At 71.1% G+C, this 26,369-nt stretch carries 22 protein-coding genes and 1 pseudogene; 10 read left to right on the top strand and 13 right to left on the bottom strand.

Annotated features, from left to right (window positions below; genetic code table 11):
• Positions 1 to 387 precede the first annotated feature (387 nt).
• Positions 388 to 1,704, top strand: a complete 1,317-nt coding sequence (locus ACFY6S_RS01470; protein ID WP_388830506.1) for a hypothetical protein — start codon at positions 388 to 390, stop codon at positions 1,702 to 1,704.
• A gap of 244 nt (positions 1,705 to 1,948) precedes the next feature.
• Positions 1,949 to 3,895, top strand: coding sequence for a serine/threonine-protein kinase (locus ACFY6S_RS01465; RefSeq protein WP_388830503.1), 1,947 nt, complete (start codon positions 1,949 to 1,951; stop codon positions 3,893 to 3,895).
• A 110-nt stretch (positions 3,896 to 4,005) separates the two neighbouring features.
• Here the strand turns inward: ACFY6S_RS01465 and ACFY6S_RS01460 are convergent, their stop codons facing one another.
• On the bottom strand, positions 4,006 to 4,929 hold the full coding sequence (locus ACFY6S_RS01460; protein WP_388830500.1) for a helix-turn-helix domain-containing protein: 924 nt from the start codon (positions 4,927 to 4,929) through the stop codon (positions 4,006 to 4,008).
• Between the two features lie 117 nt (positions 4,930 to 5,046).
• Here ACFY6S_RS01460 and ACFY6S_RS01455 point away from each other — a divergent pair, with 117 nt between their 5' ends.
• Entirely contained in the window at positions 5,047 to 6,090 is a 1,044-nt protein-coding gene (locus ACFY6S_RS01455; protein WP_388830497.1) for an NAD(P)-dependent alcohol dehydrogenase, read from the top strand.
• A gap of 175 nt (positions 6,091 to 6,265) precedes the next feature.
• Here the strand turns inward: ACFY6S_RS01455 and ACFY6S_RS01450 are convergent, their stop codons facing one another.
• Positions 6,266 to 7,738: a hypothetical protein gene (locus ACFY6S_RS01450; protein WP_388830494.1), complete on the bottom strand. Its 1,473-nt coding sequence runs from the start codon at positions 7,736 to 7,738 to the stop codon at positions 6,266 to 6,268.
• Between the two features lie 287 nt (positions 7,739 to 8,025).
• Here ACFY6S_RS01450 and ACFY6S_RS01445 point away from each other — a divergent pair, with 287 nt between their 5' ends.
• The gene (locus ACFY6S_RS01445) at positions 8,026 to 8,748 is read left to right on the top strand and encodes a ribonuclease H (protein ID WP_388830491.1); all 723 of its coding nucleotides are present in this window, start codon (positions 8,026 to 8,028) and stop codon (positions 8,746 to 8,748) included.
• Positions 8,749 to 8,879: 131 nt separating this feature from the next.
• Here the strand turns inward: ACFY6S_RS01445 and ACFY6S_RS01440 are convergent, their stop codons facing one another.
• Positions 8,880 to 10,868 (bottom strand): ABC transporter ATP-binding protein, encoded by a 1,989-nt coding sequence (locus ACFY6S_RS01440; RefSeq protein ID WP_388830488.1) that lies wholly within the window; start codon positions 10,866 to 10,868, stop codon positions 8,880 to 8,882.
• A 383-nt stretch (positions 10,869 to 11,251) separates the two neighbouring features.
• On the opposite strand from ACFY6S_RS01440, the gene ACFY6S_RS01435 reads away from it, so the two are divergent.
• The 3 genes from ACFY6S_RS01435 to ACFY6S_RS01425 all read left to right on the top strand — a co-directional run bounded on the left by ACFY6S_RS01435 (position 11,252) and on the right by ACFY6S_RS01425 (position 14,701).
• The gene (locus ACFY6S_RS01435; protein WP_388830485.1) at positions 11,252 to 11,647 is read left to right on the top strand and encodes a GNAT family N-acetyltransferase; all 396 of its coding nucleotides are present in this window, start codon (positions 11,252 to 11,254) and stop codon (positions 11,645 to 11,647) included.
• Between the two features lie 199 nt (positions 11,648 to 11,846).
• Positions 11,847 to 12,698, top strand: a complete 852-nt coding sequence (locus ACFY6S_RS01430; protein ID WP_388830482.1) for a phosphotransferase enzyme family protein — start codon at positions 11,847 to 11,849, stop codon at positions 12,696 to 12,698.
• A gap of 602 nt (positions 12,699 to 13,300) precedes the next feature.
• Positions 13,301 to 14,701 (top strand): hypothetical protein, encoded by a 1,401-nt coding sequence (locus ACFY6S_RS01425; protein WP_388830479.1) that lies wholly within the window; start codon positions 13,301 to 13,303, stop codon positions 14,699 to 14,701.
• A gap of 208 nt (positions 14,702 to 14,909) precedes the next feature.
• On the opposite strand, the gene ACFY6S_RS01420 is transcribed toward ACFY6S_RS01425, so the two are convergent.
• The gene (locus tag ACFY6S_RS01420; protein WP_388830476.1) at positions 14,910 to 15,176 is read right to left on the bottom strand and encodes an Atu4866 domain-containing protein; all 267 of its coding nucleotides are present in this window, start codon (positions 15,174 to 15,176) and stop codon (positions 14,910 to 14,912) included.
• Between the two features lie 143 nt (positions 15,177 to 15,319).
• Between ACFY6S_RS01420 and ACFY6S_RS01415 the strand changes: the two genes are divergently transcribed.
• Positions 15,320 to 16,171 carry a helix-turn-helix transcriptional regulator gene (locus ACFY6S_RS01415; protein WP_388830473.1) on the top strand — a complete coding sequence of 284 codons (852 nt, stop codon included), beginning with the start codon at positions 15,320 to 15,322 and terminating at the stop codon, positions 16,169 to 16,171.
• Here the strand turns inward: ACFY6S_RS01415 and ACFY6S_RS01410 are convergent.
• The 3 genes and pseudogenes from ACFY6S_RS01410 to ACFY6S_RS01400 form a co-directional block, all read right to left on the bottom strand.
• Positions 16,110 to 17,012: a Cof-type HAD-IIB family hydrolase gene (locus ACFY6S_RS01410; protein ID WP_388830470.1), complete on the bottom strand. Its 903-nt coding sequence runs from the start codon at positions 17,010 to 17,012 to the stop codon at positions 16,110 to 16,112. The genes ACFY6S_RS01415 and ACFY6S_RS01410 overlap by 62 nt on opposite strands.
• 448 nt (positions 17,013 to 17,460) lie before the next feature.
• Positions 17,461 to 18,195, bottom strand: coding sequence for an SDR family oxidoreductase (locus ACFY6S_RS01405; protein WP_388830467.1), 735 nt, complete (start codon positions 18,193 to 18,195; stop codon positions 17,461 to 17,463).
• Positions 18,192 to 18,287, bottom strand: a pseudogene (locus tag ACFY6S_RS01400) (Atu4866 domain-containing protein); the annotation flags it as partial. The pseudogene ACFY6S_RS01400 and the gene ACFY6S_RS01405, both read right to left, overlap by 4 nt.
• Positions 18,288 to 18,639: 352 nt before the next feature.
• Between ACFY6S_RS01400 and ACFY6S_RS01395 the strand changes: the two are divergent.
• Positions 18,640 to 19,017, top strand: coding sequence for a DUF2255 family protein (locus ACFY6S_RS01395; protein WP_388830464.1), 378 nt, complete (start codon positions 18,640 to 18,642; stop codon positions 19,015 to 19,017).
• A 204-nt stretch (positions 19,018 to 19,221) separates the two neighbouring features.
• The gene (locus ACFY6S_RS01390; RefSeq protein WP_388830461.1) at positions 19,222 to 20,262 is read left to right on the top strand and encodes a phosphotransferase family protein; all 1,041 of its coding nucleotides are present in this window, start codon (positions 19,222 to 19,224) and stop codon (positions 20,260 to 20,262) included.
• A gap of 511 nt (positions 20,263 to 20,773) precedes the next feature.
• Here the strand turns inward: ACFY6S_RS01390 and ACFY6S_RS01385 are convergent.
• The 6 genes from ACFY6S_RS01385 to ACFY6S_RS01360 all read right to left on the bottom strand — a co-directional run bounded on the left by ACFY6S_RS01385 (position 20,774) and on the right by ACFY6S_RS01360 (position 26,205).
• Positions 20,774 to 21,436 carry an HAD family hydrolase gene (locus tag ACFY6S_RS01385; protein ID WP_388830299.1) on the bottom strand — a complete coding sequence of 221 codons (663 nt, stop codon included), beginning with the start codon at positions 21,434 to 21,436 and terminating at the stop codon, positions 20,774 to 20,776.
• A gap of 202 nt (positions 21,437 to 21,638) precedes the next feature.
• Positions 21,639 to 21,887, bottom strand: coding sequence for a DUF5133 domain-containing protein (locus ACFY6S_RS01380; protein WP_388830296.1), 249 nt, complete (start codon positions 21,885 to 21,887; stop codon positions 21,639 to 21,641).
• A gap of 463 nt (positions 21,888 to 22,350) precedes the next feature.
• The gene (locus tag ACFY6S_RS01375; protein WP_388830293.1) at positions 22,351 to 23,565 is read right to left on the bottom strand and encodes a cytochrome P450; all 1,215 of its coding nucleotides are present in this window, start codon (positions 23,563 to 23,565) and stop codon (positions 22,351 to 22,353) included.
• A complete protein-coding gene (locus tag ACFY6S_RS01370; protein ID WP_388830290.1) occupies positions 23,562 to 24,812 on the bottom strand; it encodes an NAD(P)-binding domain-containing protein in 1,251 nt (416 codons plus the stop codon). The genes ACFY6S_RS01375 and ACFY6S_RS01370 overlap by 4 nt, the downstream gene beginning before the upstream one ends.
• Positions 24,809 to 26,044: an NAD(P)/FAD-dependent oxidoreductase gene (locus tag ACFY6S_RS01365; protein ID WP_388830287.1), complete on the bottom strand. Its 1,236-nt coding sequence runs from the start codon at positions 26,042 to 26,044 to the stop codon at positions 24,809 to 24,811. The genes ACFY6S_RS01370 and ACFY6S_RS01365 overlap by 4 nt, the downstream gene beginning before the upstream one ends.
• On the bottom strand, positions 26,011 to 26,205 hold the full coding sequence (locus tag ACFY6S_RS01360; protein WP_388830284.1) for a ferredoxin: 195 nt from the start codon (positions 26,203 to 26,205) through the stop codon (positions 26,011 to 26,013). The genes ACFY6S_RS01365 and ACFY6S_RS01360 overlap by 34 nt, the downstream gene beginning before the upstream one ends.
• Positions 26,206 to 26,369: the final 164 nt, after the last annotated feature.

The following is a 26,369-nucleotide window of genomic DNA, read 5'->3' as shown; positions in this document are numbered from 1 at the left end:
GCCGCGCGCGCTCCCCCGCCGCCCCCGCCGCCGCCCCCCCCCCCCCCCCCCCCCCCCCCCCCCCCCCCCCCCCCCCCCCCCCCCCCCCCCCCCCCCCCCGGCCGGTGGCGCCGGTCGGGGCCGGTCGGGCCCCTCGGGAGCGGTCAGAGGCCGCCCCGGCAGGGGCTTTCCGCCCCTCGCGGTGCAGGACCGACGCGGTGGCAAGCCGACGATCCGGTGGAGGCGGTACGCGGAAAAGGGAGTTGTCCGGTACCGCATGTGGAGAAACAGAAACGGGCCTTCCCCGGGTACAACCGTCCGGAAAACAGCGGCGTCTGACCTTCGGGGAGCCCATTCCCCCGTAGTTCACCATCCCGTCGTCGACGTTTCACCGAGGATGATCCCCACATGGTCCAGACCCCCTCCGGCCGCCGTACGCTCAAAAGGACCGCCGGTGCGGTCGGCGCTGTCGCGCTGCTCGCGCTGGGCGCCGCTCCTGCCACCGCCGCCGACCCCACCACGGGAATCGCCCTCGGCGCGTTCGACCCGATCGACGGAGTCAAGCCCGGCAGCAGCGTCGAGGTGCCGGCCACCTTCACCAACACGGGCAGCGAGGCGCTGAGCAAGGTCTACCTGTCGTACAGCGTGACGCGCGGCCTGAGCCACACCGAGCTTCCGTCCAACTGCCTTCGCTACGAGGTCCCTTCGTACGACGAGGCGCCCAGCAAGTCCGAGGCGGTCTGCGAATTCGACCAGACCGTCAAGCCCGGTGCCGTCTACGCGCCGGCGAAGCCCCTGACACTGAAGGCCGCCGACCACGCCCTGTACGACCGGCTCCGGGTGGCCGTGGTGCCCGCCTTCGGTGGGCCGGAGGAGAACGCCTCGGACCCGGTGCGCGGGACCGGCCCCGCCGTCGAGCTGGTGGAGCGGCCGGACGACACCCCGGCGACCGGTGGGAGCGAGGACGGGGACGCTGCCGACATAGCGGTGACCGCGGACAACACCGCCGACTTCCAGGTCTCCGGTGCGGAGTTGAAGGGTGACGTCGGGGACACCGTCGATCTGAAGGTCGAGTTCACCAACGCCGGACCGGGCTGGGTACTGCGGGACCTCGGCGTGTCCGCCACCGAGGTGCTGATCGACCTCCCTGCCGGCACCACGGTCACCAAGGGCGACGGGTACTGCGACAAGCGGCCCGCGGGCGGCTACGCGTGCGGCACGAGCCAGTCGTGGATCGATGAGGGCGACGGCACGTCGTACACGTTCAAGGTGCGGATCGACAAGAAGGTGGCCGGTGCCAAGGGAACGGTGGCGCTCGCCGGCTCCGCCCGGCCGTTCGACAAGGTCGCGTCCAACGACAAGGCCGAGATCACGCTCGACGTGACCGGCGCCGGCTCGACCTCCGCAGGCTCCTCGGCCGGCGGTTCCTCGACCGGCGGTGCGGCGACATCCGGCGGCTCCTCGGCCGGGTCCGGCGAGCCCACCCCCACCGCCACCACGGGCGGCTCCGGCTCCTCGACGACGGGAGACTCGGACAGCACCGGCGGTTCGACGGGCGGCGACGCCACGACGACGGGCGACCCGGGTTCGGCCACGACCGTCGAGGGCGGTCTCGCGAACACCGGTTCCGGATCGGTCCTGCCTCTCGCGGGATCGGCGATCGCGGTGGCAGGGCTCGGCGCCGGAGCGGTCCTGCTGGCCCGCCGCCGCGCCATCCGCGAATAACCCGGCGACCACCCCATCGGCTCCAGGGCCGGTGGGGTGACCGAAGCGGTGCGGGGCCGCTCCTGCGTCAACGCGCTGTGCGGGCGCGGGTGCGGCCACGGACACAGGTACGGAGGCCGGGAGCCGGGACCAGGGGCGGGCTGCGGACGAAGTCCGGGGAAACAGCCCGCCGTTGAGTTCCCGCTGCGTACACTCCGTCACTGCAGGCAACCACGTGTGTGGTGTCGGGGACGAGGAGTGAACGGTGCCGGTGACGCCCGAGGCCGGATACAAGGTCGACGACCGCTACCTCCTGCGGAAACTCATCGGCAGAGGAGGGATGGGCGTCGTCTGGCAGGCATGGGACGAGACGCTGAAGCGGCACGTCGCGGTCAAGTGCGCGCGCCCGGACGACAGCGAGGCGGCGAAACGGCTCAAGAAGGAGGCGCGGCTCGCCGCTCGGCTGCATCACCCGAACATCGTGCCCGTCTTCGACTTCGTCGAGGAGGAGACGGCCTGCTGGATCGTGATGGAGTTCGTGCCCTCGCGCAGTCTCGCCCAGGCAGTGGCCGAGAGCGGACTCCTCATGCCCGAATACGCCGGATCGGTCGGTTGTCAGATCGCGGCCGCGCTGGCGAAGTCCCATGCCGAGGGTGTGGTGCACGGCGACGTCACGCCGGAGAACATTCTCGTGACCGACGACGGCGTCGCCCGGCTGATGGATTTCGGGATCGCGCGGGCGCTGTGGAGCGACGATACGCGGACACAGACGGTTTCGGGCACGGTGCGCGGCAAGCCCAAGTACCTCGCACCCGAGGTGGCCAAGGGCCGGCCGGCGGATGAGAAGGCCGACGTGTTCTCCCTGGGGGCCAGCCTGTTCGCGGCGGTCGAGGGGCGGTCGCCCTACGGGGAGGCCGGGACTCCCCTCGCATACCTGGCCCGAGCCATCGAGGACCACATCGAGACGGCGGAGCGGGCCGGCCCGCTCAGCGCTCCGCTGACCGCGTTGCTGGAGGTGGACCCCCGGCGCCGCCCCGCCGCCACCGAGGCGCGGCGTCTGCTGACCCGCTCCGCCCCGCCGCCCCCGCACACCCGGGCCGAACTGAACGACGGCCGCACACTGGCCCTGCCTCCCCTCCCGCCTCCTCGCGTCTTCGCTCTCCTCCGGTCTCTCGCGCTCCGGCTGCCGAGGTCCGTGCGCCGTCGGCGCCGCTCGCTGGCGGTCACGATGGGGGCGTTGTTTCTGGCGGCGGCGGTCACGGCCGGGTTCCTCGTCGTCCGCGGCGGCGGGGAGAGCGACGGCGGGCGCGCGACGGGCGCGGCCGACGAGAAGCCCGCCGCGACCTCGGCGGCGGGGCGGGCCGGTGCCATCGGCGACCCCAGCGGCGCGGACCCCTGCAAGCTGCTCGACGCCGCAGCGCTGAGCCGCTTCGGAGACACGCGGCTGACTCCGGAGTACGGGGAGTTCAACAGGTGTGACGTTCTGGTACGGAACGACGGCGTCGAGGTCGCCGACGCCCAGGTCCGCCTCGACGCGGAACCCGCCGAATTCGACAGCGGTGTGCCCACCCGCAAGGTCGGCGACCTCGTGATTGCCGCGTTCGAGCGGGACGGGGACGCCTGCGTACGGGGTATCGCGACCGCCGATCGCCAACAGATCCAGGTCATCGGGAAACGGCTCGGCTCGCCGGCACCGGACCTGTGCGAACTGGCCGACGCCGCCACCGACCAGGTGGTCGGTGTGCTGGACGACGACGCCGTACCCCGGCGCACGTCGCGGCCGGCCGCGAACTCGCTGTCCACGGTCGACGCCTGCGCGCTGCTCGACGCCGACGCGCTCCGCCGGGTCCCCGGCGTCGACGCGCGCAATCAGCGGCGCGGCTTCGGCTCCTGGAGCTGCGGATGGTCCAGCGACGACGACGACAGTGAGGTCCTGGTGCGGTACAGCAGGGACAACTCGCTCGCGGACGACGGCCGGCCGACGGAGATCGCCGGGACGAAGGGTTATCTGTCGCCGCAGGAGTCCAGCGACGACAGCTGCGTCGTACGGACCCCGCACCGGACGTACACGAACTCCGCCGGCGACCGCACCATCGAACTCCTCGAACTGACCGTGTACTCCCCGCAGTCGGTCGGTGAACTGTGCGGCAGCGCCACATCGCTCGCGGCCACCGCCGTGCGGAACATCGCGAAGCGGCTGCCGGGGAAGTGACATGACGGTGCCCGCACATCCGGCGTGGTCGTACGCCCGCTCACACCGGATACGGTGCGCACGCGGCCACCTCGTGCCTCCGCGCCACACCCCCGGGGGCGCGGCGGGACTCAGCGGCGAGGTGTCCCGCTGTCCGCCCGGACCGTGTCCGTACCCCAGCTCGCGAGGAGGCGGAGCGCCTCCGCCGAAGCGGAACCCGGCTCCGCGTGGTACACGCACAGGTACTGTTCGTGATCGTCCGGGAGATGCAGCGTCTCGTACGAGAGGGTGAGATCGCCGACCAGCGGATGCCGCATCCGCTTCACCCCGTGGCCCTTCTCCTTCACATCATGCGTGGCCCACAGCCGCCTGAACTCCTCGCTCTGGACGGAGAGTTCACCCACGAGCGTCGACAGATCCGGGTCCTGCGGGTGCTGGCCCGCGTACAGCCGCAGATAGCTGACCATGTCGGACGCCTTGGACTCCCAGTCCAGGAACAGCTCGCGGTAGTCGGGGGAGAGGAAGGTCAGCCGCGCCCAGTTGCGCTCCGCGGGCGGCAGCTTGCCCCAGTCGCCGAACATCGCCGCCGCCATCCGGTTCCAGGCGAGGATCTCCGAGCGCGCCCCGCCGATGTAAGCGGGCATGCCCTCCATCGACTCCAGCAGCTGCCGCAGCGCCACCCGCACCTGCTGCTGCCTGGGCACCCGGTACTTCCTGCGCTGCTGCTTCGGCTTGGCGAGATGGGTGAGGTGCGCGTGCTCGGCGTCGGTCAGGCGCAGGGCGCGCGCGATGGAGTCGAGTACCTCCGCCGACACATTGCGCCCGTTGCCCTGCTCCAGGCGTGTGTAGTACGCCACCGAGACCCCGGCCAGCTGTGACAGCTCCTCGCGCCGCAGTCCCGGCACGCGCCTGTGCCGCCCGTGGGAGGGGATTCCCACGTCCTCCGGCTTGAGCCGAGCCCGCCGGGTGCGCAGGAATTCGCTCAGCTCGGCCCGGCGGTCGAGGCCGTCGGGGCGGGCCGTCTGTCCGTCGTCCGTGGCGGGGGTCTCGTTCATGCCTCCCAGTATTCCCGGTCGTACGACCGGAAGCCTGACCCCGTCAGTAGTAGGACCACGGGACGTACGCAAAGCGGTGACCTGGGTGAATCCGACGCGAGGAGGCACGGTGGGGACATGACCACGACTGTTGCTGCATACGCCGTTCCCAGCGCCAAGGCCCCGCTGGAGCGCACCACCATCGAGCGCCGTGCGGTCGGCGAGTCCGACGTACTGATCGACATCAAGTTCGCGGGCATCTGCCACTCCGACATCCACCAGGCCCGCGAAGGCTGGGGAGAGGCCATCTTCCCGATGGTGCCCGGTCACGAGATCGCCGGAATCGTCGCCGAGGTCGGTTCCGGTGTGACGAAGTTCAAGGTCGGCGACCGGGTCGGCGTCGGCTGCATGGTCGACTCCTGCCGCGAGTGCGAGAACTGCCAGGCCGGGCAGGAACAGCACTGCATACGCGGGAACATCGGCACGTACAACGCGGTCGGCCACGACGGCGAGCCCACCTACGGCGGCTACTCGCAGAAGGTCGTCGTCGACGAGAACTTCACCGTCCGCGTCCCGGACGGGCTGGCACTGGACGTGGCCGCGCCGCTGCTCTGCGCGGGCATCACCACCTACTCCCCGCTCAAGCACTGGGGCGCCGCACCCGGCAAGAAAGTCGCCGTGGTCGGCCTGGGCGGCCTCGGCCACATGGCCGTCAAGATCGCGCACGCCCTCGGCGCCGAGGTCACGGTCCTCTCCCAGTCCCTGCGCAAGAAGGACGACGGCCTGAAGCTGGGCGCCGACCACTACTACGCCACCAGCGACCCGGCCACCTTCGAGAACCTGACGGGCACCTTCGACATCATCGTCTCCACGGTGTCGGCGCCCCTCGACTTCGGCGCGTACCTGAGCCTGCTCAGGACGGGCGGCGCGCTGGTGAACGTCGGTGCCCCCGAGGAGCCCGTGGCCCTCAACCTGTTCTCGTTGATCGGCGGCAACAAGACCCTCGCCGGTTCGATGATCGGCGGCATAGCCGAGACCCAGGAGATGCTCGACTTCTGTGCCGAGCACGCCCTCGGTGCCGAGATCGAGCTGATCGAGGCCAGCCAGATCAACGAGGCGTACGAGCGTGTGCTCGCCTCGGACGTGCGCTACCGCTTCGTGATCGACACAGCGACGATCTGACCCGCGACGCTCCGAGCCGCGACACTCCGAGCCGCGTCGCCCTGTCGGGCGGGTGACTCGGCGGCCGGCTTGCCGGCCTCTGCCGGCCGGCGTCGGGACCCGTCCGGACAGGGGTTCCTCCTCCACGCACGTGGGAGGAGGAACCCCTGTTTCGGCGCCGGGCCTGACCGTCCTGTCAGGGCGCGATGCCCACCCCGTCGATCCGGCCCAGCGCCCTCTCCCGCGCCGCCGTCAGGACCGGCCAGCGCAGGCCGCCGGGGCGCGCTTCGACCCGTGACGCGTACGACCCGGGGACGAAATCGGGCTGGTAGAAGCAGCCGGTGCCGTACACACGGTCGTGGGAGAGGCAGGAGGCCGCGAGAGAACGAGGCGTGGGTTTCCTGCCCGTACGCACCCAAGTGTCCAGCGCGGTGATGGAGTTGGCGTACTCCGCGTCGCTCAGCCCGCTGTGCTCGCTCTCCCGGGTGAAGCTCTGCACCAGGTACCGGTCGCGGTGGGCGCCGCGCAGGCTGGCCCGGTAGGCGGCCTCGTGTTCCACGAACGCCGTGGGATCGTCGATGGCGTGCAGGGTCAGGACCGGGATCCGCACGTCACCGGTGATGTCACTGTCCCAGGACAGGTCGCGTACCGCCGTCGGATCGGCGCGGAACCGCTCGACGCCCGCGTTGAGCGCGTCGTCGTCGTGGGACCCGGAGTAGACGACACCCCGGTTGCTGAACGGATTGCGCCCGCCGAGCCGGTTGTGGACGATGTCCCGGAAGGTGAAGACGGAGAATCGCAGATGGGACTCCAGGGTCCTTTCCGGAACGCGCGTGACGGCGAGGATGTCGTCCAGATTGCGCTGCTGGAGGGAGGTGCGGTCCCGCGGGGCGGCGGCGTAGCCCGTGCACTCCTGAAGTCGCGCCCGCAGCCCGGCGCCGGTCAGCGTCGAGCCCGCCCGCAGTCCTTCCCACAGCGGGTACGGGGGCTCGGAGGGGCGGGGGAGGTTCTGGCAGTAGTACTGGTAGACCACCCGCAGGTCCACCCGGTAGTCGTAGCCCCGGGAGCCGCCTCCCAGAACACCGTTCGTGAGCAGGGCGCCCGCGTAGGGGCCGCGCTTTCCCGCGCCGTACCTCTCGACCACCTTGGCGGCCACATTGCCGCCCCACGACTGGCCGTGGACATAGGTCTTCGCCGGACCGCCGAACCGAGACACGAACAGACGGCGTACGTTCTCCGTGTCCTCGGCCGCCATGCGGGTGCCGTATCCGCCGCGCCGGTAGGAGGACCCGGCCCAGGCGTACCCCTCGTTCACCATGACCGACCAGCGTTCGAGGTCACCGACGCTGCGCTCGGGGTCGGACTCCGCCCCGAGGTCCGGGCCGCCGTGGGCGTGCACGACGAGCGAGCCGTTCCACTTCTTGGGAACGGCGATCGCGTAGTGGGCGCCGTTGCCGTCCTGTCCGGTGTAACACGTGGCCTTCCCCACCAGATTCGCCGGGCAGGCGACGGCTCCCGGACCGGCCGCCGCCACGGCGGGGACGTGCGGGCCGAGGACCGTTGCGGCCAGGACACCCGCGAGGCCCGTCGCCACGGCCGCGAACCGGCTTCGACGGCGCCCCGACCGCCCTCGGATGTTCTGCCGTCTCCTGCTCAGCCTGTCGTTCATGGAGTGCTCTCCTCGATCTCGTCCGCGCGGCGTCGCGCGGCGCCGCCGATGCTAGAGAGAACTGAGCCGAAGCCCCACAGCCCTGTCATTGCGTTCATATTGAAGATGGCGGGACGCACGCCATGCCTGTCCGGTTCCGCCGGGTGCGGAAGGTGTCCGTGGGCGGTCAGCGCGGCGGCGGTCGTGGCGCTTCGACGCGCGCCGGGCGGGCGAGGGGGACCCTTCGGCCGCGGCTCGCGGTGGGGGCGCGGTACGCCGGGTGTCAGCGCCCTGGCAGAATCCGGGGCATGGCTGAACGTGTGATCGCCGCGTGTGACGGGGCGTCGAAAGGAAACCCCGGGCCCGCCGGCTGGGCCTGGGTCGTCGCCGACGCGGAGGCGGCCGGGGTAGCCCGGTGGGAGGCGGGCCCGCTGGGCACGGCAACCAACAACGTCGCCGAACTCACCGCTCTGGAGAGGCTCTTGACGGCCACGGACCCCGCTGTCGCGATGGAGGTCCGGATGGATTCGCAGTACGCGATGAAGGCCGTCACGACCTGGCTGCCCGGCTGGAAGCGCAAGGGCTGGAAGACGGCCGCCGGCAAGCCCGTCGCCAATCAGGAACTGGTCGCCCGCATCGACGCCCTGCTCACCGGCCGCAGCGTGGAATTCCGCTACGTGCCCGCCCACCAGGTCGACGGCGACCGCTTCAACGACTTCGCCGACCGGGCGGCCAGCGATGCCGCGATCACCCAGCGGGCCGCCGGCAGCGCCCTCGGCTCTCCGCAGCCGCCGCCCGCACCCGACACCGCGCGGTCCGCGGGGAGCCGCGGCTCCTCCGGTGGGGCGGCGAAGGCCGGTAAGCCGTCGTCGAAGCGGCGCGCCCCGGGGAACACGAAGCGGACGCTCAGCGCCAAGTTCCCGGGCCGGTGCCGCTGCGGGCGCTCCTATGCCGCGGGTGAGTCCATCGCCAAGAACCCCGACGGCTGGGGCCACCCGGCATGCGCCACCGCCGAGGCCGCCGAGGCGTGACCCCGTAACCTCCACGCCCCCGGCGCCGTGGCTGCCCGGTCTCGCGGGCCGCGCCCCGGTGTGTGGGGGACGGGGGAGCGGAGGGAGCGTCGTCGCTGGAGCGGACGGGGCACACGGCTCCGCCCGTCGTGTCACGAGACATCCTCGGCGACCGGCGGAGACGCGCGCCGAGCGCCGGGCACAGGGGTCTTCGGCGACGTGGTGATTCCGTACTGGGCGGCCTGGGCGGTGAACATGCTCTGGTAGATACCGCCCTGCCGGGCCATGAGTTCGTCGTGCGTGCCCTCTTCGGCCAGGTGCCCCTGATCGAGGACGTAGACGCGGTCCGCGTTCGCGGTCGCGGCGAGGCGGTGCGTGACGAGCACGACCGCGTGTCCCCGCTCGGCGAGGGACCACAGTCCCTGGAACGCGGCGATCTCGGCGTGCGGGTCGAGCGCGGAGGTCGGTTCGTCGACGAGCAGGAACGGCGCTCCCCGGTACAGACTCCGTGCGGTCCCCAGCTTCTGCCACTGTCCGCCGGAGAGCTGGACACCGCGCTCGTAGCCCTTGAACACGATGGAGTCCCAGCCGTGCGGCAGACTCTCCACGAGGTCGAGCACGTTCGCGGCTCGGGCGGCATCCTTGACGCGGCCCATGTCCCGGACGCGGTCGCCGGCGCCGATGGCGACGTTCGCGGCGGCGGTCATCTCCCAGCGCGGGAAGTCCTGCGCGAGCAGCCCCACCATGGCGAAGACCTGGGCCCGGTCGGCGTCGCGGAGCTCGACCCGGTCGCCCTTCCCGTCCTCCCACCACACGTCCCCGTCGGTGGGCAGCATCAACCCGGCGAGCACCCTGGTGAGGGTCGTCTTGCCGGATCCGTTCGCGCCCACCAGCGCCGTCACCTCGCCCCGGCGCACCGACAGGCTCACCCCGTTCAACGCCGGAGCGGCCGCTCCGGGATAGGTGAACGACAGGTTGTCCACGCGCACGCTCTCCACGTCCGGGGGCAGCGGTGTTCCGGCGGACGGGATGGCGTGCTCGGCGGCCAGTTCGATGGCGGTCTCGGTGTCGGTGAGGAACAGCAGTTCCTCGTAGAGACGGTTGACCTGCTGGACGAGGGAGGCCAGACGCGCGGTCGACGTACGGATGGCGATGACCGCGGTGCCACCCACGGCGAGCGGCAGGCCGCCGCTCGCCAGCAGCCACCACAGCACGCCGTAGCAGGCCAGCGACGCCAGTCCGGCGAAGGCACCGGCGACCAGGTCCGTGGACGCCTGCGCGCGGGCCAGCCGCCGCTGCTCGGCCTCCGTCTGCCGGGACATCTCCTCATAACTGCCCAGAAGTTTCGCTCCGGCCGCGTGCACCCGGATCTCGGCCGCCGCGTGCGGCCGCGTGAGATAGCCCAGCAGCGAGGCGATGGCCCGCCGGTGGTCGACCCAGTGCAGCCGCGAGACGTAGTCGCGGCGCGCGGAACGGATCGCCCCCCACCCCTTGGGAAGGGCGATGGCCAGCAGCATCGGCAACAAGGTCCAGTGCAGCGACACCAGCACGACCGCCGCCGCCACCATCCCGATGAGCACATTGCCCACGCCCACCGACAGCCGCAGCATTCCGCGCGCCGAGTCGGTGCCGAACCTCCCCGCCTCCAGGACACGTTGAACCTCCGGCCGCTCGGTCGCCGCGACCTCGACGCGGGTGACGGCCGCGTAGTACCGCGCGGACACCGCCCGTTCCACCTGCGGCTCCAAGCGGCCCGACATCGCCGTAGACCACGCCGACAGCAGCGCCGCTCCCATCGCGGTGACGGCCAGCACCACCAGTGACGGCAGGGCGTCGTGGAGCTTGTCCGCGGTCGGGCCTTCCGCGAACAGCCGCGTGAGCACCGCGTTGACGGCGACAAGCCCCCACGCGGCGGTCACCCCCTGCCCGAGCTGGGAGGCCACGACCCCGCCCAGCGCCCGGCGGTCCGTCTGCCAGCCGGTACGCAGCACCATGCCCATCATGCGCGGCAGCGCGGCCGCCATATAGGTGAACGACAGCCGGGTCAGGGGCCCCTCGTGCCGCACATAGGACTGGTCGTAGCGGAGGCGGCCCCCGTAGAGCTCGCGTTCCGCGTCTGAGATTCTGTCGTTGCCCGGCACTGTTTTCGTGTCCTGCTGCGCGCCGCGGCGTGGTCCGGCCGTTGTCAACGTCGCTCCCCTCCGAAGGTCCTGGCGGTGTCGTGGAGTTCAACGACACCGCCCAGTTTTCGAACACATGTCTTTCGGCCGGTCTGAGAGGCCGGGCGCGGCGCGGGTGGTCCAAGGTGTGAGGCCCCCGAGCCCTTGTCCCGCAAGAGCGCGCTGGTGGAGCCGGATGGCCGAAACGCTGATGGTCTGCCCCGGCGCATCGGCCGGCGCCGAGCCGTATCACCCGGCGCCCGGGAGAGCCGGCGGAGCATGCCGACCCCGGACCCGCGTAACCCGCAGCCCCGCGCGCGATTTAACGGGTCGCCCCCGCAACGCACTCGGCCTAGGATCCGGGCATGATGATCACATATGAGTGGCGGGGCGACTTCGATAATGCGGCCCTCAACGCGTTGCACGCCGACGGCTTCGGCTCCCCGGCGGACCCCACCGACTGGCGAGCACGACTTGAGCGCCACAGTCTCGGCTGGGTCTGCGCCTGGGAGGACGGCTCTCTGATCGGCTTCGTCAACGTCGTCTGGGACGGCGGAGCTCACGCCTTCCTTCTGGACACGGTGGTCGCCCGGCACCGTCGGTCGAGCGGGGTGGGCACCGCGCTGGTCACCGTCGCGGTCGAGGAGGCCCGCGCCGCGAAGTGCGAGTGGCTTCATGTCGACTTCGAGGAGCATCTGCGCTCGTTCTATTTCGACGCCTGCGGCTTCCGGGAGACACCGGCGGGGCTGATCGCACTCTGACACCACCGCGCCGGCTCCCGTACGCCGGGCACTGAACGCCGGTGCGGATGTCGGCCGAGCACCCCGAGAGGCAGACCGCCGATTCAGCCGCGCCTTGACCGGCGCGACAAGTACGGCCTTCTCAACCACTTGGTAGCGTTCGCTGACTGCACCGCTCGGACGGATGCGGCAGCGCTCAAGAGAGAGGGGCCGGGCGACGATGCAGGCGTCGGAGGTCTCGCGGGCGGTGGCCGTGGTCCTGTCGGTCGCCTCGTCACTCGGCCTGCCGGCCGACGACGCCATCGTCCTCCAGGACTCGAACCGGCTCACTCTGCGTCTGCTGCCGTGTGACGTGCTGGTCCGGGTGGCACCCGTTGCACATCAAGGCGCACAGTTCGAAGTCGAGCTTGCTCAGCGGCTCGCCGAATCCGGCTGCCCTGTGGCCGCTCTTGAGCCTCGGGTGGAGCCACGCGTCCACGAGCGTGATGGCTTCACGGTCACGCTATGGACCTACTACGCACCCGTGACACCTCGCGAGATCTCACCGGCCGACTACGCCGGCGCGCTCCAACAGCTGCATGCCGGGATGCGCGGGATCGATGTCCCGACTCCGCGATTCACGGACCGAGTCGAGCGGGCTCAACAACTCGTGGCGAACCGCGACCACACTCCGGCGCTCGCCGAAGCGGACCGGGAACTGCTCGGCCACACTCTACGGACCCTGCGACGCGTGACGGGCGAGCGCGGCGGCGCCGAGCAGCTGCTGCACGGCGAGCCGCACCCGGGCAACGTGCTCACCACGAAGAGCGGGCTGCTGTTCACAGACCTTGAGACGTGTTGCCGTGGCCCTGTTGAGTTCGACCTCGCCCACGCGCCCGAAGAAGTCGGCGAGCACTATCCAGGTGTCGATCGGGACTTGCTGCGCGCATGCAGGATCCTCGTGCTGGCGATGATCACAACGTGGCGCTGGGATCGAGGCGACCAACTTCCGGACGGACGTCGGCTGGGCACCGAGTGGCTCAGCCAAATCCGAGCGGAACTCGATCGCAACGGCTCGGACTCACAGGGCTGATCGCGGACCGTCGCGGACGGTCGCGGAGGAAGCCCGCTCTGGTGTTGTTGCCGGCATCCGCCTTGTCCGCCTGTCCTTGGCCGGTCGTGGGTGAGCCGCGGCCGCACAGGTCGACAGCTCGGTTGCCGACTTCCGCACGTCGGGCGCGAGGCACGGCAGGGGACTTCGAGGCTCGCACAAGTGGTCTCTTCCGCCGCCGTTGCGGTCGGGCCGCCTTTTCGTTCGTCCCCGGCCCTCAGTTCGGAAAGGCCCTTGCCGAGGTGTGAAAACCGATCCGTAAACCCCACCTACGAGTGAACCGGTGGCGAACGCGGTCGCCGGTGTGGGCACCTGTCGTGCGCCGGGGGAGCGACAGTGGGCGAGTGCTTCGACTGTGGGGGTTGTCGAGGGCGCCGGAGGCAACAACTCTCAGTGGGAGCCGGACAGGGGGAGGGCGGAGACACTGCCACACAACGTCAGTGCCTCCGCAGGGACATTCACCTCGCGAGCCGCTGGATTCGGCGGAACCCGGCTCCCATCGGTCACGGGGCCGCTACGACTCACATCCGTGACGTCGTGTGACGGCACGCCTCAACAGGCCGAAACCAAAAGGGGAGAGAACAGTGTCCACACCTTCCGTGCCACTGCGGGTCGCATTGGCCAACGGCAGCTTCGAACAGCCCGCCGTCACCGATTACGAGATCCTGCCGGACGCCTCGCAGACGCAGGCGCCGAAACGGGTTCCGGGCTGGCGCACCACGGCCACCGACCACATGATCGAGCTGTGGCGGTCGGGCTTCCTCGGTGTGCCGTCGGCCGAGGGCGCCCAGTTCGCGGAGCTCAACGCGAACGAGGTCGCCACGCTGTACCAGGATCTGCCCACCACTCCGGGGACCAAGCTGTACTGGCGCCTGTACCACCGGGGCCGCCAGGGGCAGGACACCATGGCGCTGGACATCGGCGCGCCGGGCTCCGCGGTCGAGCAGCGTAAGTTCACCGACGGCAACACGTCCTGGGGTTTCTACACGGGTACGTACACCGTCCCGGCCGGCCAGACGCTGACGCGCTTCGCATTCCGCTCCGTCTCCGCAGCAGGTGGCAACCGAGGCATCGGCAACTTCCTCGACGGCATCTTCTTCGGCACCGCCCCGCTGGTGACTCTCACCAAGTCCGCCGTCCCCGTGGGCCCGTTGGAGGTGGGTGATGTCATCACCTACCGCATCACCGCCAGGAACGAGGGCGGCGGCGGTGCCGACGGCCTGACCCTGACCGATACCGTCCCAGAGGGAACGGCATATCTCCCCGGCTCCCTGCGCGTCGTCGACGGTCCCAACGCCGGGCCGAAGACCGACCGGAGCGGTGACGACCAGGCGTCCTACGACCCCACAGCGAACACGGTCCTCTTCCGCCTCGGCAACGGCGCCTCCGCCGTGCAGGGGGGAACCCTGCCGAACACCGAAACCCTGCCGGCGGGGACCACGGTGGAGTACCGGGTGACGATCACCCTCGCCGGCGCCGGCAAGCAGGTCGTGAACACCGCAACCGCCACCTACGAGAACCGGCTCGGTCCGGCGCCGGAGCCGCTGCGCGCCACGTCCGACGAAGCGGTCACCGAGGTCAGGCCGGCAGCCGACCTGACGGTGGCGAAGGCGGCCGACGCGACCACCGTCACCGTCGGACAGACCGTCACCTACCGCATCGCCGTACACAACTCGGGCCCGAACGGGGCCACCGGCGTCGTCGTCACCGACCGGCTTCCCGACGGCCTCACCTTCCTGTCCGCGGAAGCCTCCTCCGGCGCCTACGCCCCGGCCACCGGACAGTGGACCGTGGGCGGCCTCGCCGAGGGTGCCACCGCGAGCCTCGTCCTGCGGGCCAAAGCCACCCGCTCGGGCCCGGTCACCAACACCGCCACCGTCACCGGCAACGAGCGGGACCCCGCCCCCGGCAACAACACCGACGCCGTCACCGTCTGTGTCGAGCGGGCCCCCACCTGCTGCGCTCCCTGCTCTCCCGCTCGGTAGCGGTACCGGCGGCCCCGGTCGTGACCGCCGTGTTCGGGGCGGGCGGGACCGGGGCACCGACATGGCATGCGGCGTGCCGGCGAAGTGGGGCACGGCCGCGTCCGGAGTGACGGAGACGCGGCGGCGGCCGTGTGATGCCGGGGAGCGAGGAGGCTGGGCGCGCATGAGGTACCGGCATCGCGCGCCCGGCTGACCGGAGCGGACCACGTCACGGTGACTTCTGCTCCCGGTGGAGGACAAGGTGCTCGTGGTAGAGCACTCCGTCCCGGATGTCGCCCGTGGCGGTGAACCCGGTGTCGTCGACGTAGTCCACGTGGCCGCCCTTCACCGTGTACCGGCCGGTGTACGCGCTGGGGCGATCGCCTCGGGCCTCGTCGTACCGGCCGTTCGCCAGGAGTTCCTGACGGATGTGACCGTCTGCGGTCACCCACATCCCGACCACGTCGACATCCGTGTCTTCATTGGTCCTGTCCATGGCGGATCCCTCTCGCGTCGGAGTGCCGTGATTCGGTCCTGTTCCATGGAGTCTGCGCAGCTCGGAGGCGATCGGCCAGGACGGCTGCTGCCTGGGTACAGCACACCCGGGCTAGCCTCCGAGGCCCCGGTTAGCCTGGGCATATGGGCGATGACAACCACCTGGGTGACTTCCTTCGGGCACGCCGTGCCGGCCTGCGGCCGGGGGACGTGGGCATAGCGAGTCACGGGACGCGCCGCGTCGCCGGGCTGCGCCGCGAGGAGGTCGCCGTCCTGGCCGGAATGAACGCGGACTACTACACCCGTCTGGAACAGGGCCGCGAGCGCAACCCTTCACCCCAGGTACTCGACGCCCTGAGCCGCACACTGCGGCTCGACGCGGAGGAGGCCGCGCATCTGTACCGGCTGGCCGGGACCGTACCGAGCGATCGGCCCTACGCTCCTGTCGCCGAGCACGTCGGTCCGGCTCTGCGCCAGTTGATGGATGGCTATCCGAACACCCCGGCTTTCGTCCTCAACCGGACCTTGGATCTCCTTGCCACCAACGCGCTGGCCGACGCCCTCCACTCCCCGTTCGAGTCGGCGGACAATCTGGCCCGCATGACCTTCCTCGCCCCCGCGGGCCGCACCTTCTACCAGGACTGGGAGCGAGGGGCCCAGGCTGTCGTGGCCAACATGCGCCAAGCAGCCGGCTTCGAACCGGACAACCCGCGTCTGCGCCAACTCGTCCGCGAACTCACCGAGCACAGCACGTACTTCACTCGCCTCTGGCAGGCCCACAACGTGCGCGGCAAGACCCAGGACGCCAAGCGCGTCCTCCACCCCGAAGTCGGCCAACTCGCCCTCACCTACCAGGCTTTCGACGTGCGCGACGCCCCGGGCCAGCAGCTCGTCATCTACCACGCTGAACCGGGCAGCCCCAGTGCCGAGGCCCTCAACATCCTCGGCTCTCTCCATGCCACCCGTAACCGGCCCGAGCCCGGTCGCCGGCGCTAGGCAGCCGCAGCAGCCGCTCCACGGTGCGCAGGACGCCGTCGTCGTTGTTGGAGGGGGCCACGTACCGGGCACGGGCCAGGACGTCCGGGTGCGCGTTGGCCATGGCGAAGGACCACTCGGCGGCGTCGAGCATCTCCACGTCGTTGAGGTAGTCACCGAACACCAGCGTCTGCGCCGGGGTGATGCCGAGGTCCTGCTGGACGCGCCGGAGCGCGGCGCCCTTGTTGGCGGTCCGGTTCATCACGTCGATCCAGTGCTCACTGGAGACGACGACCTGATGGGTGGCGGCGAATTCGGCAAGAGCCGGTGCGGTGTTGTGGGCTGCTGAGCCGAAGTCGAAGAGGGCCACCTTGTTGATCTCGTCGTCGATGACGGTGGCGTCCTCGACGGTGCGGTGGGCGGCGTAGTACTTGGCGACCTGGGCCAGGAAGGCTTCGTCCGTGCGTTCGGTATAGGCGCTGTGTTTACCGCAGATCACGACACCCAGGTCGGTGCCACCGTCGGCGAGGCGACGCACCGCCTTGACGAGCCGGGCGGCCACGGCCTGGTCCAGGGGATCGGAGCCGAGTTCCCTGCCGTCACGGATGACCTGCGTGCCGTTCTCCGCGATGAAGATCATGCCGTCGTCGACGCCGCTGAAGAGACGAGCGAGGGTGGCGTACTGACGGCCGCTCGCCGGGCTGAACAGTACGCCGCGCTCCCGGAGCAGAGACAGCACCCGGACCAGCCGCTCGGGCGGGTTTCCGGCGTCGTCCAGGAGGGTGCCGTCCATGTCGGCGACGACCAGCCTGATGTCGACCGGCCCGCTGGGCAGGTTCTGGTGTTCGACGGAAGGGTGCATGGGGTCCGTTCTCCGCTTGGTGCCTCTGTACGGTGCTGGGAGTGGGGGAGATGGGCCAGTCCGTGGTCACTTGTCCCCGCTCCCCGCCGCTCATGGTAGTGACTGCGCGGCGTGGCGGATCGAGTGGGCGATGGCGGACCGTGAGCGAGCACCATGGCCGTCCCCGCGACCGCGGTCTGATCACGGTCACGGCGCCGGCCGGTCCGGACCGTACCGAGCAGAGCGGCCACCGACGCAAGAGCGCTCCGGCCAACGGGCCGACCATGGAGGAGCCGGCCGAGGCGCCGACCCATCCGGCCTTCTACGCTTGCCGGCCCAACGCGCCCGCCGTGGTTCGTCCGCCTCTCCGGGGGCGACCGCGCGACGCCGGGCGAGTGGGGACCGCTTCGTACAGCTCAGGACCGGTGTGATCGACGGAATCGTGCGCAATGTGTGGCGCCACCGCGGGTCATTGGGCGCTTGCGGCGGGACGGACGATGATTTCGTTGACGTCGACCTGCGTAGGCTGGGACAGGGCGTAGGCGATGGCGTCCGCGATGGCGGAGGCGGGCAGTGCCACGGCGCGGTAGGTCTTCATGGCCTCCCTGGCAGCGGGGTCGGAGATGGAGTCGGCGAGTTCGGACTCGGTCACGCCCGGCGATACGAGGGTGACCCGGATGTTCCCGGTGGACTCCTGGCGCAGTCCTTCGGAGATCGCGCGGACGGCGAATTTGGTGGCGCAGTAGACGGCGGCGGTGGGAGAGACCTCGTACGCGCCGACGGAGGCGACGTTCACGAAGTGCCCGCCGCCCTGAGCGCGCATCGCGGGCAGGGCGGCGGCGATGCCGTGCAGGACTCCCCGCACGTTCACGTCGATCATCCGGTCCCACTCGTCGGTCTTCAGCGCCTCCAGCGGCGAGAGCGGCATCACTCCGGCGTTGTTGACCAGCACGTCCACGCGGCCGTAACGCGCGCGGGCAGCGGACATGAAAGCCCGGAAATCGCCGGCATCCGTGACATCCAGTCGCTGGAACGCCGCGGTGCCCCCTGCGGCGGTGATCTCCTTGACCAGCGCGTCGAGACGTTCGGTGCGCCGGGCCCCGAGGAGAAGGCGGTGGCCGTCGGTGGCGAGTCGGCGGGCGGTCGCCTCACCGATGCCGCTGCTCGCTCCGGTGACCGCCACGACCTTGGATGTGTCTGTCATGCCTGCTTGTCCTCTCGGTGGAGCACGAGATGCTCGTGCTGGAGCGCGCCATCGTGGATGTCGCCCGTCGCGGTGAACCCGGAGCCGTCGACCACACACCGACCACGCCGGCGTTGCCGCCCTCCGGGTGCCCTGACACGACGGACTTCCCTCGTCCATGGGTGCGGGTCTGTTCTGCCCGACCGAGTCTGGACAGGTCGAAGACCGCCGACAAGGACGTGTGCTGCCCGGGTGCGGTACACCCCGGCAGCACACCGCTACACCGCTCACCGTTCCCCTCACACCGCTCGCTCACCGGTCCGGCGGCAGGCGGGCGTGGAACCCGTTCCGTACCACCCGTCCGGCCCTCCCGCACGCGAGAGCGGCTTGAGAACGGGGAGATAGTGGACCGGCGCAGGCACAGCCCCCCACCAGTCACCCGCACCTCATGAAGGGATCTCGCCCATGAGCACCTGGAACACCGACGAGCTGAACCGCATCGCCTCCGCCGACGAACTGCACATCGCCCCCCGGCGTGGCGACGGCGGCCTCCGACAGCCGACCACCATCTGGGTGGTCCGCGACGGCGACGAACTGTACGTGCGCTCCTGGCGTGGAACCCGGGGCGGCTGGTGGCGCACCGCTCGCTCCACCCACGCCGGGCAGGTCACCGCCGGAGGTGTGGGCAAGGACGTCACTCTCACCGAAGTGACCGACGCGGACGTCAACGATCGGATCGACGCCGCCTACCGTGCCAAGTACGGGCACTACACCGACTACGTCGAGCCCATGGTGGCCGACCAGGCCAGAGCCACCACGCTGCGGCTCACGCCCGAGCGGTGACCACACCGCCGCCGATGTCCTGTGGCCGCGCGGCCCCCGGCTCCCCCCTCGGGCCCCGCCGGGGACACGGTCGCGAGGGTGTGGCCCGGAGAGTGTGGTGCGGAGGGTGTGGTGCGAGGGTCCGCCGACGCGACCCGGTGCAGACACCCTTGACGCGAACGCGGCTTACCAGAAGCCTTGTTCGTCGTGAGAAAGGATGGGCCGATGGGGTGGCGACTGCCGTTGGGGGACGCGTTACGGGCTGAGTCGGGGCCTGAGTTGGGGCAGCCCCGGCGCTCTCGCAGACTGGACAGCAGCCCCCGCTCACGCGTGTGGCGCGTCGAGTTCCCCGGCGTGACGGCGGTGGTGAAGCAGATCGTCGACGGTCCTGATGCCGACGAGCGGTACGGACGCGAAGTGGCCGCCCTGCGGCTCGCCGCTCGGGCCCAGCCCCCCGTGGTACCAACCTTGTTGGCCACCGGTCCCCGCGAGCGGGTCCTGGTGCTGGAGCATCTGGACCACCGACGTCCGGCCGCCGACTGGATGGTCGACTACGCGAGCGGGTTGGCACGGCTGCACGCCACGGCTCGTCCGGAGGACGTTGGCGTACTTCCCCGGTGGCAGGGCCCGAACCACGCCGACGTCGAGTCCTTCCTGCGGCTGGCCGGCTCCCTGGGGGTTCCGGTCACGCCCGGTGCGGCGGACGAACTCGATGACCTCGTGAGCCGGCTCGACCGGGCGCCGGGGCACGCCCTTCTCCATGGGGACCCCTGTCCTGGAAACGACCTCCACACCGCCACGGGGATCAAGTTCATCGACTTCGAACAGGCCTCACTGGGCAGCGGCTTGATGGAGCTGGCCTATCTCCGCATCGGTTTCCCGACCTGTTGGTGTGTCACATCGGCGTCGGAACCCCTGCTGGAACGGGCGGAGGGCGCTTACCGCGCGGCGTGGCGGGCGGCGACCGGCACGGAGATTCAAGGCGGCCTCGCCGACGCGTGTGCCGGCTGGCTGCTCCGCGGGGACGCCCTGGTCCAACGGGCACACCGCGACCGTACCGACCACCTGGCCAGGGTCCCGAACCAGGACTGGAAGTGGGGGACCGCGACAGCCCGGCAACGGCTCGTCCACCGGCTCGGTGTCGTCAGCCGGATGACCGCCGCTCACGCCTCCCTCAGCGGCGTGAGCGGCCTCTCGGCCGGCATGCGCCAACGCATGCTCGCTCGTTGGCCCGCGCTTCGGCCAGTTCCGGCGGAGCGGCCGTAAGGGTCGGCCGGGCCTCCGGACCCGTCGACGCGCTCGGGGCCTTCGCGCGTCAACGGCCCGTTCGCGCACGCTCATTCGGCCTGGAGCGCCGAGACCCGAGAGTGTTGTATGATCATCGTGTTACTTCGGTTCAGCACACGAAGTCGCGCGTCTGTGGTCCAAGGAAAGACGTCCGTCTGCCGACGGGAAATGTAGGTGCAAGGCCTGCCGGGCGCTCAACGCGGAAGTGGCCCCTCCACATGGTGGAGGGGCCACTTCTCGTGGTACCCGGCTCACTCGGTCTCCGGCCCGGTAAAGGAGCCGCCGGACGAGGCCGGCCGGACCTGAGCCCGGGTGGCGGCGCCCCGTGCCACCGTTCTGTACGTGAGGATTCCGGCGGCCCCGGCCGTGTCGAGCGACTCCCGCGATCGCCGTCGAGCCGGGGCGGGAGACGGCCCGTTCTGTCGTACAGACGCTGATCAGCACATCGATCGGTCTCAAGCAACAGCCGCCGTCAGGGGAGTCCCCCCGTTCACCGGATGCGGAACGGGCCCGCGTCGAGGTCCGCGAGTACCTCCTCGACGTCCTTGTACACGACATCGGCGCCCGCCGCCTCCAGAGCGGGGCGGGAAAGACCTCCGGACAGGACGCCCACCGCCCGGACCCCGGCCTTGGACGCCGCCTCCATGTCCCAGACCGAGTCGCCGACGAACACCGCGTCCCGGGCGCTGACGCCGGCCCGTCGCAGGGCCTCCTCGACGGGGTCGGGCGCCGGTTTGCCCGCGTCCACCTCGTCGCCGCGAGCCTCGGCGGTGAGCGCGTCGTCGGCGTCGATGGCCCGGCGCATCGCGGCCAGTTCGGCCTCGCCCGCCGAGGTGGCGAGCACATTGCGCCATCCGTCCCCCGCGAGGGTCCTGAGCAGGTCGGCGGCGCCGTCGAAGGCGCGCAGCCGGTCGAAGTAGGTGGCGTAGAGCGTGGTGTGCGCGGCGTCGATGGCCGCGTCCTGTCCGCTGTCCCGGTCGTCGCCGAGCAAATGCGCCAGCAGATCCGCCGAGCCGAGTCCGATGGCCCGGTGGATGTCGGCCATCGGCACGGTACGGCCCGCCTGCCGCAGCGCTTCCCACCAGGTCACCACATGCAGATGATTGCTGTCGACCAGTGTTCCGTCGACATCGAACAGCGCCGCGCGAGGCATGGCAGGTTCCCCTTCTCTCGGGTGGCCGCCACCGTGCGGGGCCGGGTCGCGGAGCCTGGCACGCTCCTGTCGAGGAGGATCAGCCCGCAGCGAGGCAGGGGCCGGTCGGTGGCGGCCACAGCTTGCCAGCAACGGCACCGGGTCGCCCCTGACCACGCGGCGGGCAAGCGCGATTCGTCACGGCGATCACGCGATCGCGCGGTTACGCGGAGAGCTCCACCCGCGTCGAGGCCGCGAGGTGTCCGAGGCCGTTCCACGCACTTTCCAGGACCGCGTCCGCGGCGACGACGGCCTCCTCGATCGTGGACGTCGCCGTCGTCACACAGAGCGTGTAGGTGACATCGTCAAGGTCCCTGGCAGTGCGTGCGTTCCCGCCGCGCTCGTGAGCGAAGCGCGCCTCCGCGTAGCGCGCAAGGAGCGTACGCAGGACCTTCGGGTCGGGTTCGAGCATCTCGGTCGGCACCTCTCGTCGTGTTGACTCCCGGAGCTCGCATGCCCCCTCGCGGTCCCTCTACACATGCCCCTGGCGGATGGTGTGACAGCGCTCGCTCCGACTTCGGTCGCCGCGCGGTGAGGCCGGTGCGACGCGTGGTGAGACCGGGGGCGATCCCGTGTGCGGGCCGGGCGGCCTTGGCGGGCGCAGTGGGCACGATGCGGGCATGTCGCCGGGCGACCGCGTCCACCATCCTCCGCGCCGCGCGCTCGGCGTCCATGGACAGCGGCGGGGCTCAGGCGAGGGCGCTGAACCAGCCGCACTCGGCCGCGGCGTCGCCACCCGACTCGGCCCGCAGGGGCGAGCCGGTGTGCGTGAGTCCGGGGCGGACCGCGGTGACACTCACTCAGGCTGCCGCCGGTTCGGGCCCGCCCCGGAGCCGGACCGGCGCGAGGTCGGTCCGGCTCCGGGGCGGCGGTGGTCAGCGGGTGACCATGAGTTTGCGTACGCCGTAGTTGGTGCCGGTGAAGTCCATGGGGACCTCTTCCAGCGGGGTGGCGAGCCGCAGGTTGGGGAAGCGCTGGAAGAGTTTGGGCAGGATGGTCTTCAACTCGGCGCGGGCGACGTTCTGCCCGAGGCAGGCGTGGACGCCGTAGCCGAAGCCGATGTGGCGGGCCATCCTGCGGTCGATGTCCAGGGTGTCCGGGTCCTGGAAGGCGCGGGGGTCACGGTTGGCGGCGTTCATGGCGACCACGACCAGTTCGCCCTTCTTGATCCGCGCGCCGCCGATCTCCAGGTCCTCCTTGGCCACCCTGCCGAGCCCGAACTGGACGATGGTCAGGTAGCGCAGCAGTTCCTCGACCGCCGTGCCGATCTTCTCGGGATGCTCCATCAGCTCCTCGCGCTGCTCGTCGTGGGTGAGCAGGGTGAGGGTGGACAGGCCCATCATGGCGGCCGTGGTGTCGTGCCCCGCGAACAGCAGCAGCACGCCGAGACCGATCAGCTGTCGTTCGGTCAGCATCGCGTCGTCCCCGTCGGCCTTGTTGATCAGCTCGGCGAGGATGCCGTCCGTGGCTCCGGTGCGGCGCTTCTCGGCGACCAGGCCGGTGATGTAGTCGATCAGCCAGTGGGCGCCCCTGTCACGCTCCTGGCGGCTCTTGCCCATGTCCATCAGGTCCACGGTCGCCTCGTGGAAGCCGTCGCGGTCCTCGTAAGGGACGCCGAGCAGTTCGCAGATCACCAGGCACGGGATGGGCAGCGCCATCGCCTCGACGAAGTCGAAGGTCTCCGGTCCCGCGGCGATGGCGTCCAGATGCTCGTCGACGATCCTGTCGATGTACGGCTGGAGCTTGTTCCGCACGGCCTTCGGTGTGAAGCGACCGGTGAGCAGCCGGCGGTACGCGCCGTGCTCGGGTTCGTCCATCATCACGAACCCCGCGTCGAAGGGCGCGTCCTCACCGGCCTCGTCGACCTCTCCCTCGGGTGTGTCGTGGCGTGGACGCCGCGCGCTCAGCCGCGGGTCGCTGAAGACCTGGCTGCCTTCCTCGAAGCGGGTGACCAGCCAGCCGGCCGAGCCGTTGGGGAAACGCACCTTGACGATGGGCTGGTCCTCGCGCAGCTCCGTGTAGGCGGTGGGCGGATCGAGAGGACGGTGAGGGTCGCGGGTGACGGGCTGGTCGATGAGGGGCTCGGTCATTTGTGCTCCTGCGCAGTGGGGGGCTGAGGGGTGGTGTGGGCGTCGATGGCGGCCGTGACGCCCGCGTGGGTGGCGGTGGCCTTGCACCAGCCGGTGTAGAGGGCCAGGTGCAGCACGGCCTCACGGAGCTGGTCGGGGCTCAACTCGTCATTGACCAGAGCGCCGTTGGCGATGATCTGGATCAGTTCCGGACGGGCGACGGTGGCGGCGACGCCGAGGGTGAGCAGCCGGCGGTCCCGTACGGACAGCCCCTCGCGGCCCCAGACCTGGGCGAAGAGGTAGTCGACGGTCTGGTCGGTGAAGGGGTCGCCGCCACCCTCGACCGAGGCGCTGAAGCCGGGGCCGTAGACCTCGTCCATCATCTCCAGGCCGTACCCGCGCGGATCACTCCTGGCCGGGGAGGGGGCCTCACCCAGTTCCAGCGTCCGGCGGGCCCGGGCGCGGGCCACCTCCACGAGGGGGACGTCGACGCCGAGCGTGGCGGCGAGGTCGCGGGCCGCGTCGAGGTCCTTGGTCATCAAGGGCTCGATCTGCCGGCCGACGGCTTCGGGCAGGGCCCCGTCGGGCCCCCGCATGCGCAGCAGTTGCAGCAGGGTGCGGCCCTCGGGGTCGGCGGTGTCGATGACCTCGGCGAGCCGCGCCGGGTCCACACCGGCGGCGCGGGCCAGCGCGGCGGCCTCGGCCACGGTGCGCCAGCCGCCGTAGGTGATGACGTTGCGGGCGATCTTGGTGGCCATGCCGGCGCCGAGCGGGCCGCAGCGCACGACCTTCCTGGCCCAGTCGTCCAGTACGGGCATCGCCGCGTCCGCGGTGGCCTGTTCCCCGCCGAGGATGGCGACCATGCCGTTCTCGGCGGCCTTGTCGCCGGGTGTCACCCCGCAGTCGAGGAAGCCCACGCCGTGCCGGGCGCACAGGGCGCCCAGCTCGTGGACGACCGGCAGGGCGACGGTGGCCAGCAGGACGACGGTCAGGCCGGGCCGCGCGGCGGAGAGCAGACCGTTCTCCCCGCCGATCACCTCCCGCGCCTGGTCGGCGTCGACCACCGCGACCATCACCACGTCGCCGGCCTCGGCCACCTCGGCGGGGGAGCCCAGCGGATCGGGAACACCGGCCAGACCCGCCGAGGCGTCCGGCCGGATGTCATGGACCGCCGGAACGCGCCCGCTGCGGGCCAGGCTGACGGCCACGCCGCCGCCGATCATGCCCAGGCCGACCACACCGGCCCGGAGCTCGCTTCGGTCGCTCATGCCGCCCTCCCCGCGTCGAAGGCCGCCGCTCCGGCCACCTGCGGGCGGTAGCTCCGCAGGGCCCGCATCATGTTGACGCCGACCGCCGCGCAGACCCTGCCGTTCCTGCCGTACAGGGCGACCAGTCTCCGCTCGGCCGGGCTGCCCTCGACGATGCGCACCTCGTCGGCGCCCCGGGTGCGGCCGTAGATCTGGATCTTGAGGTCGTACTGATCGCTCCACACGTACGGAACCGTCTCGAAGGGCACCGCCGGAGCCGGTCCGGCCAGGAGGTTGCGGGCGACGGCCAGACCCTGCTCGGCGGCGTTCGTCCGGTGCTCGACACGTATCTGCTCGCCGGTACGCGGGTGGGGCCAGGAGGCGACATCCCCGGCCGCCCAGATCCCCGAACCGGCGTACAGCGTGGCGTCGCACACCACCCCGTTCGACACCGGGACACCGCTGCCGGCGAGCCACTCGACGTTGGGCCGCGCCCCGATGCCGACCAGGACGGCGTCCGCGGCGAGGGAGCGGCCGTCGGCGAGACGGACCCCGGTGGCCCGGCCGTCGGCCGTGAGGACCCGTTCGACCGTGGCACCGGTCATCATGCGTACGCCGTGCTCGGCGTGGACCGTACGGAGCACGGCCCCCAGCTCGTCGCCGAGCGCGTCGCCCATGGGCTGGGCGGTGTCGGTGACCAGCGTGACCTCGCAGCCCAGCTCACGGGCCGCGCACGCGGCCTCGGCGCCGACGAAGCCGCCTCCGACGACCACCAGGTGCGGCTTCGAGGCCAGGCCCGCACGCAGCGCGAGGGCGTCCTCCAGGGTGCGCAGGACATGCACCCCGGCGATGTGCTCGGTGCCCGGCAGACGGCGGGCCCGGGTGCCTGTGGCCACCACGAGGGCGTCGTGGCCGATCACCTCGCCGTCGGCCAGCGCGACTTCACCGGCGGCGGTGTCGAGGGCGACCGCCGCGGCGCCGAGCCGCAGGTCGAGGCCCAGGGCCTCGATGGCGCCGGGGGGCCGCAGCCGCAGCCGGCCGGTCTCCCACGCGCCGGACAGCAACTGCTTGGACAGCGGCGGCCGGTCGTAGGGCAGGTGCGTCTCCTCGCCGACCAGTGTCAGCCGGCCCGTGTAACCCTCGCGTCGCAGTCCCTCCACGACGCTCAGGCCGGCCGCCGAGGCTCCCACGACAGTGATCCGGGACGGGGCCGAGGTGCTCACTGTCGGACCTGGATGGCGACAGCCGGGCACACCGCGGCTGCCTGACGCACGTTCTCGTACTGATCCGCCGGCGGATCGGCGTCGAGCAGCAGCACGATGCCGTCCTCGTCCCGCTGATCGAAGACCTCCGGAGCCGCCAGTACGCACTGCCCGGCTCCGCAGCATTTGTCGAAGTCGATGGAAATCTGCATGGGGGGTCCACCTCCGTCAAGCCCCTTGGGGGCGACGCGGGTCAGGCGCCGAAGAGTGGTTGCCTCGGTCACCTAACTAAGTTCAGCGGTGACTGTACTCCTGGGTGAGAGGGGCGGCAACCGTCCGCCCGAAGGGGGGTGCGAAGCGCGAAACCCCGGTGCGG

The sequence above is a fragment of the Streptomyces sp. NPDC012835 genome (assembly GCF_042900885.1).
Taxonomy (GTDB): Bacteria; Actinomycetota; Actinomycetes; order Streptomycetales; family Streptomycetaceae; genus Streptomyces.
The sequence above is the reverse complement of the archived record's forward strand: the minus strand, read 5'-3'. Positions and strand labels throughout refer to the sequence as shown.

Excerpts from the sequence above, each read along its gene's own strand:
- ACFY6S_RS01385 (WP_388830299.1), bottom strand. The coding sequence starts at position 21,436 with ATGCCTCGCGCGGCGCTGTTCGATGTCGACGGAACACTGGTCGACAGC.
- ACFY6S_RS01445 (WP_388830491.1), top strand. The coding sequence starts at position 8,026 with ATGGCTGAACGTGTGATCGCCGCGTGTGACGGGGCGTCGAAAGGAAAC.
- ACFY6S_RS01405 (WP_388830467.1), bottom strand. The coding sequence starts at position 18,195 with ATGACAGACACATCCAAGGTCGTGGCGGTCACCGGAGCGAGCAGCGGC.
- ACFY6S_RS01435 (WP_388830485.1), top strand. The coding sequence starts at position 11,252 with ATGATGATCACATATGAGTGGCGGGGCGACTTCGATAATGCGGCCCTC.
- ACFY6S_RS01390 (WP_388830461.1), top strand. The coding sequence starts at position 19,222 with ATGGGGTGGCGACTGCCGTTGGGGGACGCGTTACGGGCTGAGTCGGGG.
- ACFY6S_RS01420 (WP_388830476.1), bottom strand. The coding sequence starts at position 15,176 with ATGGACAGGACCAATGAAGACACGGATGTCGACGTGGTCGGGATGTGG.
- ACFY6S_RS01470 (WP_388830506.1), top strand. The coding sequence starts at position 388 with ATGGTCCAGACCCCCTCCGGCCGCCGTACGCTCAAAAGGACCGCCGGT.
- ACFY6S_RS01450 (WP_388830494.1), bottom strand. The coding sequence starts at position 7,738 with ATGAACGACAGGCTGAGCAGGAGACGGCAGAACATCCGAGGGCGGTCG.
- ACFY6S_RS01410 (WP_388830470.1), bottom strand. The coding sequence starts at position 17,012 with ATGCACCCTTCCGTCGAACACCAGAACCTGCCCAGCGGGCCGGTCGAC.
- ACFY6S_RS01395 (WP_388830464.1), top strand. The coding sequence starts at position 18,640 with ATGAGCACCTGGAACACCGACGAGCTGAACCGCATCGCCTCCGCCGAC.
- ACFY6S_RS01380 (WP_388830296.1), bottom strand. The coding sequence starts at position 21,887 with ATGCTCGAACCCGACCCGAAGGTCCTGCGTACGCTCCTTGCGCGCTAC.
- ACFY6S_RS01415 (WP_388830473.1), top strand. The coding sequence starts at position 15,320 with ATGGGCGATGACAACCACCTGGGTGACTTCCTTCGGGCACGCCGTGCC.
- ACFY6S_RS01360 (WP_388830284.1), bottom strand. The coding sequence starts at position 26,205 with ATGCAGATTTCCATCGACTTCGACAAATGCTGCGGAGCCGGGCAGTGC.
- ACFY6S_RS01460 (WP_388830500.1), bottom strand. The coding sequence starts at position 4,929 with ATGAACGAGACCCCCGCCACGGACGACGGACAGACGGCCCGCCCCGAC.
- ACFY6S_RS01455 (WP_388830497.1), top strand. The coding sequence starts at position 5,047 with ATGACCACGACTGTTGCTGCATACGCCGTTCCCAGCGCCAAGGCCCCG.
- ACFY6S_RS01370 (WP_388830290.1), bottom strand. The coding sequence starts at position 24,812 with ATGAGCGACCGAAGCGAGCTCCGGGCCGGTGTGGTCGGCCTGGGCATG.
- ACFY6S_RS01430 (WP_388830482.1), top strand. The coding sequence starts at position 11,847 with ATGCAGGCGTCGGAGGTCTCGCGGGCGGTGGCCGTGGTCCTGTCGGTC.
- ACFY6S_RS01375 (WP_388830293.1), bottom strand. The coding sequence starts at position 23,565 with ATGACCGAGCCCCTCATCGACCAGCCCGTCACCCGCGACCCTCACCGT.